This window comes from Bradyrhizobium sp. KB893862 SZCCT0404, assembly GCF_018130885.1.
GTDB classification, from domain to species: domain Bacteria; phylum Pseudomonadota; class Alphaproteobacteria; order Rhizobiales; family Xanthobacteraceae; genus Bradyrhizobium; species Bradyrhizobium stylosanthis.
This window is the reverse complement of sequence record NZ_JAFCLT010000017.1, coordinates 71,729-86,762: the sequence shown is the minus strand read 5'-3', so window position 1 is coordinate 86,762 and position 15,034 is coordinate 71,729. Positions and strand designations below refer to the sequence as shown.

The window sequence follows — 15,034 nt, the reverse complement described above, 5'->3', positions numbered from 1 at the left end:
CAACGGGAGGTGGACTGAACTGAATGCGTGACGTAGAGGCCTTGTTGAATTCGCTCGTCGATGTCGATCGCGACACGCTGATCTCGGTGTTGTCCATGGAGGTGCAAACTGCCGCGAAGCTCGCGATGAGCGGGCACCAGCGCACGGCCTGGCAGCGCGCGAAGAGGCGAAGCACCGTTGAGCATGCGGCCCGGCTTGCGCATATCCTGGCCTATTTCAGGGATGGAGAGACGCCGCAGGGCATGTCGGAAGAGGATCGCCGCCTTTGCGCTGGTCTTGCGAAGAAGCGAAGCATGTAGCCGGCCGCGTGATCCGATCCGGAAGAGATTGATGATGAGTTGATCGCCATGAATGAGAACGCCGCGATCTTGCTGGACCTTGCGGTCGGCAGCCGCTTCCGCGTGAAATCCCTCGGCAAGCACAGCAAGCGCCTGGAAGGACGGACCGGGCGCGTGGTCGGCTTTGCTCACACCAAGAACGCGCTGCGGGTCATTCTGGACGGACACAAGCATCCGCAGACGCTTCATCGCAGTTATCTGGAACCGCTGGTGGAAACCGCGTCCTGAAGCGGCCGTCGTCGCCCGCGCCGGCGCCGCCTCAGTTGGACTCGATCGGCGCGATGAGATCGACGATCCGGAGCAGACCCTGGCAGACGCGCCAGATGCAGCCGGTGCCGAGGAACAGTTCGGTGGCCGCGTTCATGTCGCCGAACTGGAGGTGGTATCCATTGGCGATCACGTTGATGGATATCCTGATGCCGTTCGTGCCCACGAGCTGGGTGCGGGCGGTGTGGACCGCCTCGACCAGGCGCCGCCCGAACTCCCTGGCATCGTCGAGATCGAGCGCGACCAGCCGGGGCGGCGTGCGCGTCTGGTTGAACGGATACACGGCGTCGACAAGGATGGTGTGGCCGTCGGACTGCAACAGCAGCTGGCTGACCGACTTGCCTGCCGGAAACAGGAAGCATCGCTCGTCGAGGTCGATCTTGATCTCGTACTTCGGCCGCAGCTCTGCAATGATCCGGGGCGCGGGATTGATATTCATCGTGCTGCAATGCGAGTTGACCGTAACATGGCTTTATCCTAGGTCGCTCGTACGTAAGCGGCAAGACGGATGCGTCCGGGGCGATGTGCCCCGTCATCTTCGGGCGACCGGCGGAGGTGCTATCCCCGGCCGGCGCTCGCGGTATAGTCGGCGCGGAATTGGGCAACAGGGGCCGGCGAGGCCCCGACCAGATTGCGGGACACGGGGCTAATGGCGATCAGGATTGCGGCGGTGAGCTCCGCCAACATGTCGGATGACGAGAAGGAAGTCATCGTCCAGACCACGGGCAAATATACCGGCGCGCTGGAGCTGAGATTCGGCGTCGACTGCGTCGACGACCTGATCGCTGTGCTGACGAAGGTGCGGGGCGGTGCGCAGCCGGGAGTCTTGAACGGCGGCGGGCCAGCCGAAACAGCCGCTCCCGATGCGGACGGCGCGGCGCCGGTCAAGCCGGTTGCGGTCGACAAGGCCAGCGAGGTGCGGTTCGAGATCCCGAAGAACTGCACGATTTCCGCGGACACCAGCGGCCGCGGCCTCGTGCTGTTCATCCTCAATCACCGGCTGGAACGACAGGCCGGCTACGCGTTCTCGCCGGATGCCGCCAAGCAGCTCGCCGGAGGGCTCATGAAGAGCGCCGACGCGCTGTTGGCGCAGCGGCCGATACCCAAGAGCTAGCCGTCACCTCCGCGGCGCGTTGGCGCCGCGCTACATAAACTCCATTGTTGCAAGCATTTACGATGATAAATAACGCCATCACGCTCAGCATTCGGCCGAAATGGCCTGACATCCCGGACCACTATGCGGTCCGCTCGCAAGGCCAGGAGATCGGCAGGATCCGTCATGCGGCCGACGCCGGGAGGCCCGATCGGTCGTGGGAGTGGTTCATCCTGATTCCAATGGGCCTGCCGGCCTGGGCGAGCGGCGCAGCACAGGACAGGGACACGGCAGTCAAGGCCTTCAGTGCGGCTTGGGGAAGACTGCTGAAGGAGACCAAGCCGGAGCGACTGCAGCGGGCCTGGGAGCTTCAGGGGGCGGCGCAATCCCGGATTGCGTCCGCGGAGCAGTCAGCGTCCGTAATTACGGTCTGAGAACCCCGCCAATCATCGAACGGTTGAAGGTATCCACCAACCTGCGTGGCGCGATCGTCCAACCTGCGTGGCGCGGTCGTCCCAAATCTTCCCGAATTTGTGTGTGGTAAGCCAATAATATTTACTCAATAAATCATTGCCTTAATCGTAAATAATTGCTTAAATTTCCCGGTTGGGCTTGTTTGGGCAGAGGCTGTTTTGATTGATTTTTGCCGACGTAGGTCTGCGTAGGCCGGCACGCTTATTCGCGTGATCCGGTCTTTTTTAATGCGCAACCGAAGGTGGCATTCCGGCTTCCTCCCACGCAGCTTCGGAAGTTTTTTTGTTGCGATTTTTTTTGGAGGGTTAAGTCATGGCATCCTACAAGTACGACCCGGCAATCGGCATGTACGTTCTTGTCGATGACTTTCAAATCATTGCCGATCCGACGCTCGCCGCCACCTCCGTCAGCACTGATCAGCCCGACTACGCGCCGGGATCGACCGCGTATTTCACCGCAAATGTCGGCATCGGCGACGTGGTCACCTTCGAAGTTCTCGACGTGGATGGAGATCCCATCTCCGGCACCAATGCGCCATGGACCGTCAGGGATGGCGGCGCCGGCGATCTCGACGGTGTTGCCAACGGTGTTGTCCAGACCTCCTGGAGCGTCGGCCTGGATGCTGCCGGCGAGTCGTTTGTGCTGCGCGCCACCGACGAGACCGCGGGGGTGATGGTCACGACCTCATTCACCGACTCCAATGGCACCCCGACGACAAACATCTCGTTCGATACCCAAGTCGATCTTTCGGCTGTCCAATCGACCGCTGAGGTCAACGGAGTGCATATCGAGCAGATTCTCCAGGGATCAACGCCTTCGTCCGGCACCGGCATATTCCCGTCGTTCCTGCGAATTCATAACAGTGGAAATGGCGGTACCGAGCAGGGTTACAACACCGACGGTGACACCAAGCCCAGTACCGGTGCGCAGGATTTCCAGTTCGATCAGGTCGCCGGAAATTTCACGCACTCGGTGCAGCTCGGGCAGATGGCTGTCGTCTCGGTTGACGGGCACCTCTATCGGGAATTCCGCCTCGATCTCGGCGAGAACGTCAACAATCTGATCTCCCTCGACGTCCTCAAGCTCTATTGGTCAGGCAGCGCAACGCTGAAGAGCTACGATCCGATCACCGCGCTCGGCGGTGGCAACACGGCCTTCGGTGGAAGCGCAACCCCGATATGGGACATGGATGCGGGCTCGGACGGCGATGTCACGCTCAAGCTGAACGATCTTTCGTCGGGCAATGGCCATCCGGACTACACCTTCCTGGTCCCGAACGAGTTGTTCGCCGGTATCAGCAACAGCTCCTACATATACCTGTACTCGGCGTTTGGCGGCGTGGACGGCGAGCGTGTCGACGGCACTTTCGAGGAATGGTCGTATCGAGCAACCGCGAATGGCGCGATAAGCATCAACAAGATCACGGGCGATGGACCCGGCGGCATCGCCGACGGCGACGGCGTGACGCTCACCATCAATGACCCGGTGGTCTGGACCTACACGGTGACGAATACCGGTAATGTCGCTCTGTCCAACGTGACCGTCACCGACGATCACCTGGGCGTGACACCGACGTTCGACCACGTCGTGCTCGGGAACAATGATGCAATTCTTGACCCGGGCGAGGTGTGGGTCTTTACCGCGACCGGTACGGTGGTTGACACCTCGCTCCTTCCCGGCGGCGTATATACGAACGTCGGTACCGCCTCGGGCACATATCAGGGCCAGGTGTTCACGGCTCAGGATCCGTCGAGCTATGTATCTGGTGGCCCCGTCGAGACCGTCGATCTCACGCTCACGAAGGATACCCTGTGCCTCGACGATCAGGGGCAACCGGAGCACAGCATCGGCGCAGGCGGCACCATTCTGAGCGGCAGCCCGATCGAATGGGTGTACACGCTGACCAACCCAGTGGACAGCCCGGCCGGTCCCCCGGTGACGAACGTCACGCTCACCGACACGATTACGGATGCCGCGCATCCATTGGGCATAACGGTTACCATCTACGGCAACGGCCAGCTGGATCCGAACGGCGACCTTGCAGCGCTGGGTTACACCGTCGATACGAACTTCGGCGATGTGGGCAGTGACAAAACCTTGAGCGACGGCGAGACGTGGACCTTCACCGTGAAGGGGGCCGCGACGGCCGGCGACTACAGCAACATTGCTGATGCCTCCGGCACCAGCAGTGGCGCCAACCCTGCACCCTCTGCCGAATCGGAGACGAATTCCTACTTCGGCGCGACGGCCGGGGTGTCAATCGAAAAGCAGGTTTCTTTCGACCATGGTACGACCTGGCTCGACGCCGACACCGTGGCAGGACAGAAACTGGTGCTGGTCGGGTCGGACGTCTGGTACCAGGTTCTCGTCACGAACACGACCGACGCCAATCTGTCGCTCGACGGCGTCGACGTGAGCGACAACACCGGTATCGATTTCAAGTTCGCGGGTCTCCAGACCGTCGATATTGCGGCGGGCCAGACGGCGACGTCGGACACGTACAAGACCACCGTCGCGAAGGGGCAGGAGTCGGATACGGCTTCGGTGATTGCCGGGACAGTGACTGACGACTGCGGCAACACCGCTACGCCGACAGCGCACGACGACGCCAACTATTTCGGCGCGGCGCCGAGCATGAGCATCGACAAGTACATCGTCTGCGAAGACGGAACGTTCGGTCCGTTCGGCAAGGGCAGCGACACCACCGTTCCCAAACTGCTGTCAGGCGACGTGAACTACGTGATCGCGGTGACCAACACCGGCAATGTCACGCTGGACAATCTGCTGGTCACCGATCTGTCGGGTCTCACGTTGACCCTGTCGCAAACGTTGAGCACCGGTGCCGGAGACCTCAGCTTCGATCAGGGCGATGTTTGGGTCTATACGGCCGTTGGAACGTGGGCCAAGGGTACCCAGAGCAATACGGCGGAAGCCACGGCGAGCTTTACCGACAGTCTCGGGCAGACCGCCGACAAGACCAACACCGCGGCGCTCGACGTCAAGGACACCGTCAGCTACTTCGGCATCGCTCCGCACATCACGCTCACCAAGCTGACCAACGGGAGCGACGGCCCGACCTTGCTGCAGGGCCAGGCGATCACCTGGACCTACGACGTCTACAATGACGGCAACGTCGATCTGACGGGCGTGAGCGTCAGCGACAATCCCAGTCAGAGCATTACGGGCGTGCTGATTACCTCGGGTCAGTACACCGGATACAACACCGGTGATACCGACCACGATGGCGTGCTCGATCAGGGCGAGACGTGGCATTTCAAGGCGACGGGCTCGGCTATCGACACATCGTCGCTTCCCGGCGGGATCTATTCAAACCTTGCGACGGCGACGACTGCTGATGTTACGGACAGTTGCGGCGACACCGTGCCTGTTTGCGCGAAAGACGGCAGCAGTTACACCGGGCTGGGTCGAGCGGTGGAAGGTTTGACCAAGGGTTACTGGGCGACGCATGCCACGCTGTGGGATGTCGTCAATGGTGACGAGAAGGGCGCCGGAGCGGAGATCAACAGCTTTGGCGTCAACCCGCCTGGCATCACGACCGATTGGAACAAGGACGGCTCGATCACGCAAAGCACTGTCGCAACCAAGGGGGCCGCGAGCGGCCTTGGCCTGGTCTCCGGCAACAACAATGGAGGAGGCGACTCCGGCCTGCTGATGGGTGACCTGAACCACGATGGTCTCGTGACCGGCGATGGTTCGGCTCATCACCTCTTCCTTGATCTTGCCTCTGCTCAGGCGCTGACGAACAGCTCAGTTGTCGGCGATGCCCGCATCATTCTTGCGGGCCAGGCGGTTGCCGCTCAACTCAATGAGTATCAGGACTACGTCATGTACGGCCATGACACGTCGCCGAACGGACTCATTAGCGAAGCGGTCGACTGGTTGCTGGGGCAGGGGCCGATGGGCAACTCCAAGAGCAACATCGATACGGTTGCGGCCAACAACAAAGGCCCGGCTCCGGAGGTCATCTCCGACTCCTGGGGGAGCGACTACACGCTCAAGGGCGGCGCGATCACTCTCGGCGCTCCTGCGTTGTCGTCCAGCGATCCTGCCTGGCAGACCAAGGTCCTGATGTTCTCCGAGTCGACCTTCGGCTTCGATGTCAATCATGACGGCGACACCAAGGACACCGTCTATGCCAACGGCGAGGGACTGAAGAACGCGCTTGCGGCCTACAATCACGGGCTGTCGGGCGGAACTCAGGGCTTCGTCACGAGCCAGGATGGATCGTTGATTGGTTGGGAAAGCAGCATCGGGGGAACGCCCGTCGACGTGTTCCAGAACAAGCCGGACGTGTTCTGGGGAATCCTGGCCAACCAGAACGTCACCGGTGTGGAGTGGCACCTCGCATAGCGGGCGATTGCTTCGCCAGAAATACCCTGCAGCAGAATGTTGCAGGGTATTTGAACAACGCGTGTCGGGGCCGCCGGCCTACGCGGTGAGCAGGCCGAAACTGCTTCCCTGATGCAGCGATGCAGGTTGTATGCCGGCGAGGTCGACAACCGTTACCGGCGACAGTCCGTTGTGCTGATCGATCTGCAGATAGGTTCCTCCAGCTCCGTCGGAAACCAGAGCGACCCATTTGTCGGCGACCGCATCGGCTCCCTTGTAGCCCACCGACGTCAGCAGCACATTCAGATCGATGACGTCCTGGCCCGCGGCGAAGTCGGTGATCACGTCGAACGTGGCGGCCAGGGCCTTCCACGCAAAGACATCACTTCCAGCACCACCGGCGATGATGTCCTTGCCGCCGCCCGCGACGATGGTATCGTTGCCCCGGCCGCCCTGGATCGTGTTGCCCGCATCGTTGGCAATGATCGTGTCGTTCCCGTCACCAGCCCAGACGTTCTTGATGAGCGTGCCCGCGGCGATCTGAAGCGTCTTTCCGGCGATCGTGTCGACCGCGCCGGCATGCAGGTCGAGATATGATCCCGTCGTCACAGCGGCCGTATTGATCGTCGCATTGCCGCTGGCGTCTGTGAGAGTCTGGTTGCCGGGGCTGGTCGCGCTCGCGAATTCATCCGTGTATACATAGGTCGTGGGTGTCGATGATGCCGATCCCATTGCCGTCAGGGACCAGTTGTTGAGGGTGCCCGTGTTGCCGGCGACATTGTCCGACACGCTCAATGTCCAAACACCCTTGGCGTCTTCACCCCAGAAACTATTTGCCGTCGCTTCGAATACGATACCGGTGCCCGTGCCATTCGCCGGGTGCGAGACGAGAGTTGCCGTCGTGCCGCCCGGCGACGTCAGGGTGACGGTCAAATCGCTCACGTGAAGATGCGAGATGTCGAGGTCGATCACCATCTTGTTGATGTCGAGGGAGGACGCAAACGTGATCTGGCTTTTCAGGCTGCCCGTGCCGTCGGGAATCGAGAGGTTATCCGTTCGGCTTGCAGCTTCGGTGGACATGTTCGAATAGGTCGTCTGATACTGCCAACTTTCGGCAAGTCTCACGGCCGCCGTGGCGTCGACCAGACCGAAGCCGTAATTTTCGCTGAAATGCAGACCGCCGCCATTCCAGTTGTGCGCACCGTTTGTCTGCCAGCTTGCACTCGCGGCATCGGTGTTTCTGGCCGAGTAGGCCAGGATTTCCTGGACGTCCCAAAACCCGAGGTTCGGATTGGCCTGGAGCATCAACGCCACGACGCCCGAGACGTACGGGGCAGCATAGGATGTTCCGGAATTGTTGATGTAGTCCCCGGTCGAATAGCCGGTCGTCCCGACGCGATCGTCGGTCTTCGCGGTCCCCGGTGCAGATACCAGGATGGCCGCGCCCGGGCTGCTATAGCTGGTGATGTGTCCCGATGAATCGGTTGCTGCGACGGTAATGACGAAAGGATTGTTCTGGAAGTTGTGATAGTTGACGTTGTCGCCCAGGCTGCCGTTTCCGGCGGCAAAGATGATGTCGATTCCCAGGCCGCCGCGACCCATGGCCACGTCGTTCTGGATAGCGCTCTTCGTTGCCGCGAACGCTGTCGAGAGGAAATTGTCCGAGTAGGCGGTGGGATATCCCCAACTGGCATTCACCACATCCATGCCGCTCGCGAGAATATGGTTGAATGCGTCGGCGATCTGGCTGGCGCTACCGTTTGCGCCGTATCCGATCCGGAACCCAGCCATGCTGGCATCGTGAGCGACACCCACGACGCCCGTACCATTGTCCGCAGCGCCAATGACTCCCATGACGGTCGTGCCATGCTTGTCCGCAACGGGGTCGCCGAAGGCATCTGCGCCGGCCGTAATGGCGTCGTAGTCCAGATTGAACAAATAGTTTGGATTGATGTCGCTGTGCTTGTAGTCGAAGCCGTCGTCAATGACGCCAATCTTGACACCAAGACCCGTATAGTTCTGCCAGGCCTTGACGACATCGATCCCGCCCGTGGCGCTGGTTAAGCCCCACTGCTGGATATAGTAGGTGTCCGTCGGCGGCGCCGAATCTCCGGTCGGCGGATTGAGTGTCTGCCAGTGAACTGGAATGTCGTGAGTGACGAACGTCGTCGTTCCCTGCCCGGTGGTCCCGCCGGACGTCGTCGGACCGGACCCTGAGGTGGTTGTGCCGGAGCCGCTCGTACCGGAGCCGCTTGTGGATGTGGTTCCACCGCCCGTTGTTCCTCCCGCTCTCTTCGCAAATGCGTCGGGTCCGGCGCCGTCGGTGACAGGATAGTCCCAATTTGAATCGATTGATCGTACCGATGTGAGCGCTGCCGGATCCTCGCGCTCGAGGGAGCGAGAAGAAGCGATGTTCAGTCCGGCGAATTCCCATTCCACAGCATTTGCGTTCGCTTCGGAGAAATTCCCGTGCTGATCATTCGCGCCCCGCTTCGCCATCGAATCTCCTTGCATGTGCGACGGAAGAAAACGCGCGTTACGTCGCGCGTTGCTGCGGGGATCGGACGGCGTCGCGAATTAAAGGCGAGTAAATTCGGTCGTTAAACGGGGAACAGTGGTTCCAAAGCCCTGATGGGCGCGTTCCAATTTTCCGCATCGATTTAATCGTGCGTAAATTTTTGACGTTCGTTTATGTCGCCTGTTTACTGGGGCGGTGAAATCGTCCGGCCGGCACGGTGACGATGGCGATGATGCCGTTCCGGGACGGAGCGTCGTTTCTCCGCGCACATGATCTCGCCCTGCCGGATCCGATGCCCTTCCGGCGGGAAGAGGGGTTGGCCGTTGCCGGAGTCGTATTCGTAATTTTCAAATATTCGGATTGACAGAAATTGCGAAGAGAGCTATAGACGTTGCCATCCTGGCCCATCAACAGGGGCGTATCGCGATCGTCACGAGACGGGGGCCGGGATGCGGTGGACGCGACGGCGTCGGCGCGGGCAGGGTCGCAGGGCGGGAATGCTTCCGTGAGCGGCAATGGCGCGCGCAACGACACGGCGCCGAAAGCGTCTTCACATGGTCCTTGCGGCGCGCCCAGTGGAGATGTGCGCGGACGGAGAAGTCGTGTGGTCCTGGCGCCCGAAGTCTGGCGCCAAGCCTGGCGGATGCGTTTCGCGTCAACCGGCGCGAGCGCTCCATATCCGCCAGGTGACGGGGGCAATAGAGCTCGTCTCCCCGGGGAGAGCGCGAAGGAAACCGTTAAAACCATCCGCGCAGGGAAGGCGGAGTGCCGGCTTCACCTGTGACCCACCCGTGCGCATGTCCTTGCACACGGGGCTGCGGGTGCCGGCGGGCGCCCGGCCTTCCCTGCGCCCTTACTTGCGGAAAGGGCAGTTCCAAGGTCAAGCTCGGGCATGTTGCGCCGCGAGAACGCGAACCCGTGCCCGGCCGTGCGTCCGCGTACATCTCGCTGCCGCCGCGCCTGGGCGGATTTAAGTACGTTTCATGCGAGATAAATCCCTTAACTCGGAGAAAATCCGTAGCTCTACGGGGGCCTTTACCTTTTCGGCGAGGATTGATTTCGCTGCGTCCGGGGATTGTGCTAATCATCGTTCTCGATTTGACGAGAATTGTAACGACTGTCGGCAGGCTTTTTAATTCGGCCAGGGCGTTGTCGCTCCGGCGGGCTTTTCATTAGAGGGGCGGGGGTCCCGCCGAATTGCGTGAGTGCGCCTTTCAGAAGGCCGGATGAACTCCGGCGCCTGCTGCAGACATGCCAGGGCTATTTCGTGACGGCGGGCGTCTTCAGCCTCGCCATTAACCTGCTGTACCTCGCCGGCCCGCTCTACATGCTGCAGGTTTATGACCGCGTGATCTCCAGCGCGAGCGAGATCACGCTGCTGATGCTCACGATCGCGCTGCTGCTGGCGTTCATGGCGCTTGCGGGGCTGGACGCGGTTCGTGGCAGGGTACTGACCCGCGCCAGCGTCCGTCTTGACCGGAAGATCGCCTCGCGGGTGATGACGGCGATCATCGATCGTTCGGCCGGCGCGGGCGGCGCCCGCAGCCAGGCGCTCCGCGATTTCGATACGTTTCGCCAATTCGTCACCGGGACGGGCATCCACGCCATCTTCGATCTGCCCTGGGCCCCGATCTACATCGCGGTGATCTTTGCGCTGCATCCGTTCCTCGGAGCCTTTGCGCTGGGCTGTTCGGTCATCCTGGTGCTGATGGCACTCCTGAGCGAGTGGCTGGTCAAGCTGCCGCTCACGGAATCGAACGAAGCCGCCGCGCGCAGCTACAGCTTTACGGAAATGAGCCTGCGCAACACCGAGGTCGTGCGTGCGATGGGCATGACCGGCGGCCTGCTGCGGCGCTGGAGTCGCGATCGCGACCGGATGCTCGAGCGCCAGGTCGCAGCGAGCGACCGCGCCGCCGCGATCCAGAGCCTGATCCGCTTCCTGCGCCTCGCCATGCAATCGCTCATTCTGGGGCTCGGCGCCTACCTCGTGATCGAGCGGGTCACGACCGTCGGATCGATGTTTGCGGCCAGCATTCTGCTCGGCCGCGCGCTGCAGCCGGTCGAGCAGATCGTGGGATCCTGGCGGGGCCTCGTGTCGGCACGTGCTGCATTCCTGCGCATTCGCGAACTGCTGACGGCGCATCCTCTGCTCGAGGCCGGCCTCACGCTGCCCAAGCCCAAGGGGCGCGTCTCGGTCGAAGCGCTCACCTTCGTTCCGCAAGGGAGCGCCAAGCCGATCCTGCGAGGCGTGACCTTTGCGGTGGAGGCCGGGGAGGTGCTCGGCGTCATCGGACCATCCGGCGCCGGCAAGTCGACCCTGTCGCGCCAGCTCGTGGGCGTGCTGACGCCGTCTGCCGGCGCCGTGCGACTGGATGGGGCCGACGTCTCGACCTGGGTCAAGCGGGCGATCGGCGACCATGTCGGCTACCTGCCGCAGGATATCGAGCTGTTCTCGGACACGATCGCCGCCAATATCGGCCGCTTTGACGAGGGGAGCGACGGCGAGGTCATTCTTGCCGCGCAGCTCGCCGGCGTGCACGAGATGATCCTGAGGCTTCCCGGCGGATACGACACCCAGGTCGGAGAAGGCGGTGCCATTCTGTCCGGCGGCTTCCGTCAGCGGATTGGCCTCGCGCGCGCCGTCTATGGCGGCCCGAGTTTGGTCGTGCTCGACGAGCCCAGCTCGAACCTTGACGCCGAGGGCGATGTCGCGCTGGCAGACTGCGTCGTGCAATTGAAGAAGCGCGGAGCAACGGTCGTCATCGTCTCGCATCGGCCGGCGACCATCGGCGTCGTCGACAAGATTCTCGTACTCAGGGACGGCGTCGCCGAAATGTTCGGGCCGCGGGCCGAGATCATGGCACGTCTGACCCGTCCCGTGCCCATGCATGCCGTCCAGGGCTCCGGCAGTTAGGTTCGCGCAATGACCGTTCTCGATGGGACACCCAGGAATCTCGCAGCCGCTGGTAGCCAGTCCGGTCGTTCCGCGGGCGCGCCGAGCGACTCGATCAAGCGGATTGCTTTCGCCGGCTGGGCGATTGTCGCCGTGTTCTTCGGCGGGATCGGTGCGTGGGCTCTGACCGCGCCGCTCAACGGCGCCGTGGTGGCGAACGCGGTCGTCAAGGTGGAAGGCAATCGCAAGAGCGTGCAGCACCTCGACGGCGGCATCGTGAAGGAGCTGCGGGTGAGGGAGGGCGACAGGGTCCGTTTCGGCGACCTGCTGATCGTGCTCGACGAAACCCAGGCGCGCGCCGAATACGAAGTTCTGACACAGCAATGGGTCGTGCTTCGTGCGACGGAGGTTCGTCTTCTGACCGAGCTCGATCACGGCTCCGAGCTCGTGATGCCGTCGGATCTGAAGGCGCGGTCCGAAGACCCCTATCTCAAGAGCGTCTGGAACGGGCAGGTCAGCCAGTTCGAGAGCCGCCGGGCCGCGCTGGAGGGACAGCGCAGCGTCATCCGCGAGAAGATCAATCAGCTCGGCTCGCAGATCGTCGGCTCCCAGGCGCAAGTGAAATCATTCACCGATCAGATCAATTCGGTTCACAGCGAGGCAAAGGATATCGCGCCTCTGGTCGAGCGCGGCCTGATCGCGCGGCCGCGCATTCTGCAACTGGAGCGGACCGCCTACGGCCTCGAAGGCCAGATCGCGGATAGCAACGCCAACATTGCCAAGGCGCGCCAGGCGATTGCCGAGCAAGAGCAGCAAGTGGCGCAGCTCGACAATGATCGGATGACCGACGTGACCAAGGACCTCAGGGACACCCAGGCGAAGATCCTGGAGGTCATCCCGAAAGCCATGAACGCCAAGGCCGTGCTCGGACGCATGGAGATCCGCGCTCCCTACAGCGGCCAGGTCGTCGGCCTCAACGTCTTTTCCGTCGGCGGTGTCATCCAGCGCGGTGACAAGATCCTGGACATCGTCCCCGAACAGGACGGGCTGACGATCGAAGCGCAGGTGGCGGTCGAGGACATCAGCGACGTGCATCCCAACACGCGTGCGGAAGTCCACCTGACGGCCTACAAGCAGCGGATCGTCCCGATCATTCACGGCGACGTCATCCAGATTTCGGCAGATCGCCTGGTCGACCCCAAGACCAACAATCCGTACTACACGGCCTTCGTCCGGATCGATCAGGACGAGCTCGCGGCCATGCCGAACATCAAGCTCTATCCGGGAATGCCTGCAACCGTCATGATCCCGACCGTCCAGCGCACGGCATTTGAATATCTGGTTGGTCCGTTGATCATGTCGTTCAATCACTCCTTCCGCCAGAAATAGGACGCATGGGCCCGTTCGAGCGTGCTCGCGCGGATGGCGGTGAGGCGACCGTCAACCCGCGGCGCCGACGCGGTAAAGACGGCATTACGATGCGTAATGCCGTTGTTGCGCTCCTGTTCAGCCTGCTTGCGGGCTGCGGAGGAACGCGACTTGCGCTTCAGAGCGAGGCGGAGGAGTCGTCCGTCAATTTGGCCGACGCGCTCGCGGATTGCCGCAACGGATTTCCCGACCAGATCGCGCAGGCGGTGCCGCGCGCCGATTGTATCGTGAAGGCAACCGAGCTCTCGGTTCGGCCGGGCCTGCGGTTTCCGGAGCTGCTCGACCGCGAGAATATGCTGCGCAAGGCGCTCGCTGCCCAGGTCGCGGCCGGCAACGTCTCGCTGCTCGAACGAAACGACCGGATTGCGAAGACGCACAAGGCCATCCTGGCGGAAGAGGCCGAGAGGCTGAGAGCCGCGCCGCCGGAAGGTCAGGGGACGACCCCATTGGCCGTCGTTCAGTGGCGGGCGTCCAATTCGGATGCATGTGCCCGGCTCGGGGGCAACTCTCCGAATTGTTATTGAACACGCCCGCCATGGCGGCGGGCATGTCCGGGTTCGCGAGGGCGGCGCGAAAACCTGCCTGCGTCGCTACAGGACTATTTGCAGGACTGTTTGCAAGACTATTTGCAGGACTATTTGAAAGGGTCGTCGATCGAAGCGGCCGACTGCCTGACGCGTCGCACCCCGATGGGGGAGCCGTCCGACACGAACTGCAGCTCGTAGCTCTGTCCCCGCGAGTCCGTCGCGGTGCAACTGACGCTGGAGACGCGGCGCGCGGCAAAATTGCCGAACTGCCGGCAGATGCCGGTCGAGGCTTCCTCCGCGGGCACCGGCAGCCCATGGACCTTCGGCCGGTGCTTGGAATTCAGGAGCATCCGATCGACCGGAAGCTCGTAGGAATTATCGTCGAAGCGCTTTCCCTTCTCGCCGGAAAAGGACACGACGTGGCCATCGTCCGCGGGATCCTCGAGGGCGACTGCGAAGCTGACGCGCCCGGCTTCGCTGTGGGCGTAGGCAACCGCCTTGCAGGCGTAGCTGCGCCCCGCGACCTTGAGGACGGTGCACTTGCCGGACATGTGCGCGAGGATGTCGATCAGAGGCAGGCGATGCTCGATGCGCTTCGGAGCCTCCGCTCTCTGCTCGGCTGCCGGTGGGGTCCCGGGCGTCTGCGCGGCGCAAGGGGCCGCAAACGCAAAAAGCGCTCCCGTGAGCAATAACCCGGGCCGCCGCCAACGTAAAAAACCCAACCGATCGATCACGCAATCCCCGCTGCCGGGTTGAGCGCCGCGGCGAAGAAAAGCCCGTCCGGCCAAACCCTTAACATGCTTGTCCCGGCGCATAGTGACATTGAAGTCAGCACCGATCAATCGGTTGAACGAGCGGCAAAAACCGTTTGCCTGTTTACTTAACAGCGTTGAAGCTTTACAGGGCCGGAATCGGCCGGCATCGCCCCTTTCGCTCGGCAGAGCGGCCGTCCTCCGCCAGGTCGGGCTGGTCACGCGGGCGTAGATATAATGAGTTAGGAACAACTCGTGATGCTGTGCGATAATCCATGTTCTGCAGCTCTGGCTCGGGCCTTGCATACCTGCGGGACGGCGGCCCAAGGGGGGTGGTCAGGCTGACCGACTGCATGGGGTTGCGACCGGCTGCACCGGTTTCGAACGCGGAATT

At 62.3% G+C, this 15,034-nt stretch carries 10 protein-coding genes; 7 read left to right on the top strand and 3 right to left on the bottom strand.

What is annotated here, in order from left to right:
* The first annotated feature begins 44 nt into the window (after positions 1 to 44).
* Complete coding sequence (locus JQ617_RS38145) at positions 45 to 299, top strand: hypothetical protein (RefSeq protein WP_063695025.1); 255 nt, start codon at positions 45 to 47, stop codon at positions 297 to 299.
* A gap of 48 nt (positions 300 to 347) precedes the next feature.
* Entirely contained in the window at positions 348 to 566 is a 219-nt protein-coding gene (locus tag JQ617_RS38140; protein ID WP_212030846.1) for a hypothetical protein, read from the top strand.
* A gap of 31 nt (positions 567 to 597) precedes the next feature.
* On the opposite strand, the gene JQ617_RS38135 is transcribed toward JQ617_RS38140, so the two are convergent.
* Positions 598 to 1,044, bottom strand: a complete 447-nt coding sequence (locus tag JQ617_RS38135) for a hypothetical protein (protein WP_063695020.1) — start codon at positions 1,042 to 1,044, stop codon at positions 598 to 600.
* Positions 1,045 to 1,254: 210 nt separating this feature from the next.
* On the opposite strand from JQ617_RS38135, the gene JQ617_RS38130 reads away from it, so the two are divergent.
* Positions 1,255 to 1,719 carry a hypothetical protein gene (locus tag JQ617_RS38130; protein ID WP_212030845.1) on the top strand — a complete coding sequence of 155 codons (465 nt, stop codon included), beginning with the start codon at positions 1,255 to 1,257 and terminating at the stop codon, positions 1,717 to 1,719.
* A gap of 765 nt (positions 1,720 to 2,484) precedes the next feature.
* Entirely contained in the window at positions 2,485 to 6,543 is a 4,059-nt protein-coding gene (locus JQ617_RS38125) for a CLIPPER-2 domain-containing protein (protein ID WP_212030844.1), read from the top strand.
* A gap of 78 nt (positions 6,544 to 6,621) precedes the next feature.
* Here the strand turns inward: JQ617_RS38125 and JQ617_RS38120 are convergent, their stop codons facing one another.
* Positions 6,622 to 9,021 carry a S8 family serine peptidase gene (locus tag JQ617_RS38120; RefSeq protein ID WP_212030843.1) on the bottom strand — a complete coding sequence of 800 codons (2,400 nt, stop codon included), beginning with the start codon at positions 9,019 to 9,021 and terminating at the stop codon, positions 6,622 to 6,624.
* A 1,220-nt stretch (positions 9,022 to 10,241) separates the two neighbouring features.
* Between JQ617_RS38120 and JQ617_RS38115 the strand changes: the two genes are divergently transcribed.
* From JQ617_RS38115 to JQ617_RS38105, 3 genes are read left to right on the top strand one after another with little or no spacing between them, the layout of a single operon-like run.
* Positions 10,242 to 11,954: a type I secretion system permease/ATPase gene (locus tag JQ617_RS38115; RefSeq protein WP_212030842.1), complete on the top strand. Its 1,713-nt coding sequence runs from the start codon at positions 10,242 to 10,244 to the stop codon at positions 11,952 to 11,954.
* 9 nt (positions 11,955 to 11,963) lie between these two features.
* On the top strand, positions 11,964 to 13,322 hold the full coding sequence (locus JQ617_RS38110; protein WP_212030841.1) for an HlyD family type I secretion periplasmic adaptor subunit: 1,359 nt from the start codon (positions 11,964 to 11,966) through the stop codon (positions 13,320 to 13,322).
* A gap of 5 nt (positions 13,323 to 13,327) precedes the next feature.
* Positions 13,328 to 13,885: a hypothetical protein gene (locus tag JQ617_RS38105; protein ID WP_212030840.1), complete on the top strand. Its 558-nt coding sequence runs from the start codon at positions 13,328 to 13,330 to the stop codon at positions 13,883 to 13,885.
* Between the two features lie 110 nt (positions 13,886 to 13,995).
* Here the strand turns inward: JQ617_RS38105 and JQ617_RS38100 are convergent, their stop codons facing one another.
* Positions 13,996 to 14,577: a hypothetical protein gene (locus tag JQ617_RS38100; protein ID WP_502754915.1), complete on the bottom strand. Its 582-nt coding sequence runs from the start codon at positions 14,575 to 14,577 to the stop codon at positions 13,996 to 13,998.
* Positions 14,578 to 15,034: the final 457 nt, after the last annotated feature.